Annotated in this window: 1 protein-coding gene and 1 pseudogene; both read left to right on the forward strand. The window is 37.0% G+C overall.

Annotation, left to right across the window (positions count from 1 at the left end; all coding sequences use genetic code 11):
• Positions 1-73: 73 nt before the first annotated feature.
• A pseudogene (locus A9G41_RS08425) lies at positions 74-1,155 on the forward strand (IS3 family transposase).
• Positions 1,156-1,614: 459 nt separating this feature from the next.
• The coding region (locus tag A9G41_RS08430) for a transposase (RefSeq protein WP_141673476.1) at positions 1,615-1,768 on the forward strand (154 nt) is incomplete at its 3' end.

A 1,768-nucleotide genomic window follows, 5' to 3' on the forward strand; every position in this document is an offset into this window, starting at 1 on the left:
TGTAACTATCCCCTAAAATAGTACAGCAAAAAAGTAGAAAATTCTCTATGATACAAGTAAAGGGGATTTAATTATGAAAAAAATGACTGAACATCAAATCATCGCTATTTTAAAAGAAGCTGAAGCAGGTATTCCTGTCAAGGAACTCTGTCGCAAATATGGCATGGGTAATTCAACTTTCTATAAGTGGCGAGAAAAATACGGCGGTATGGAAACGTCGGATATTAAACGCTTAAAGGAGCTGGAGGCTGAAAACTGCAAGCTTAAGCAGATGTTTGCCGAACTGAGCTTAAAATCCCAGCTTCAGGAAGAAATCATAAAAAAGCTTTAGTGCCAACAGGGGCACGTAAAACGTGGGCACAGCAACTACAACAAAATCATTCAGTTACTATTGCTATGAGTTGTGCCATTGTTGGTTTAAGCCGTTGTGCTTACTATTATCAAGCTAAGTTACAGGATGATTCGGTGATTGTTTCGGTGTTGAATGCTATCACAGACCGGCATTTACGCTGGGGCTTTCCTAAATGTTTTAATCGTATCAGAAAGCTCGGCTATCAATGGAATCATAAACGGGTATATCGGGTGTATTGTGAATTAAAGCTTAATCTCAGGGTAAAGCGTAAAAAACGCATTCCTCCACGATGCCCGGAAAGGTTATTAGTCCCCAATAAACAAGGTGAATGTTGGTCAATGGATTTTATGAGTGACAGTAGTCGTAATCAACGTCGATTTAGGACATTCAATGTCATCGATGACTTTAATCGTGAGGCGTTAGGTATTGATATTGCAGTAAGCTTACCAGCAGGGAGAGTTACCCGTTACTTAGATAAACTGGCTGAATATCATGGCTATCCATTAAAAATACGCGTCGATAATGGACCAGAATTTACAGGAAAAACCTTCATAAATTGGGCTAAATCACATGATATAACCATTGATTATATCTAGCCCGGTAGCCCTTATCAAAATGGCTATATTGAACGATTTAATCGTACCTATCGTACTGAAGTACTCGATTTATATCTTTTTAACAACTTAGCGCAAGCAAGGAGAATAACTGAAGAATGGTTAACGATTTATAACACCGAAAGACCGCATGAGGCATTAAATAACATGACACCGCTCGAATATAAAATATTAAAACAGGCAGCTTAATTTTCTACGTGAGTTGTGTACTAAGTTTGGGGTATTTACAATTTGAGTTTCCTTAGATAAAAGATTTTCCATATCCTTATTGTAATAAAGTTCTTTTTGAAAATCCTGCGGAGAAAGTGACCCTTCCAAATAATTTTTTATAATATCTATAGAGTTCATTTTTTATTACCTCCTAGCTGTCTAAATTTATCAAGAGCCGCATGCTATTCTCTAGTAGCCTCACGAAGACTTCCAATATCTGGTTCTTACTACATTCCATGAAGAGGTATCACCATTAGGCAATGACTTATCGATAGCATCACCTCTCTTTCATATTTTGAATCGTACTTTGCATGATAATCCCTACGGATCTATCCAAGTCAATCCATTAGTCGCATACTGATACTGTAACTATCCCCTAAAATAGTACAGCCAAAAAGTAGAAAATTCTCTATGATAAAAGTAAAAGAGGATTTAATTATGAAAAAAATGACTGAACATCAAATCGTCGCTATTTTAAAAGAAGCTGAAGCAGGTATTCCTGTCAAGGAACTCTGTCGCAAATATGGCATGGGTAATTCAACTTTCTATAAGTGGCGAGAAAAATACGGCGGTATGGAAACGTCGGATATTA

It is taken from the genome of Gilliamella sp. Nev5-1 (assembly GCF_001690895.1).
GTDB lineage: Bacteria > Pseudomonadota > Gammaproteobacteria > Enterobacterales > Orbaceae > Gilliamella > Gilliamella apicola_C.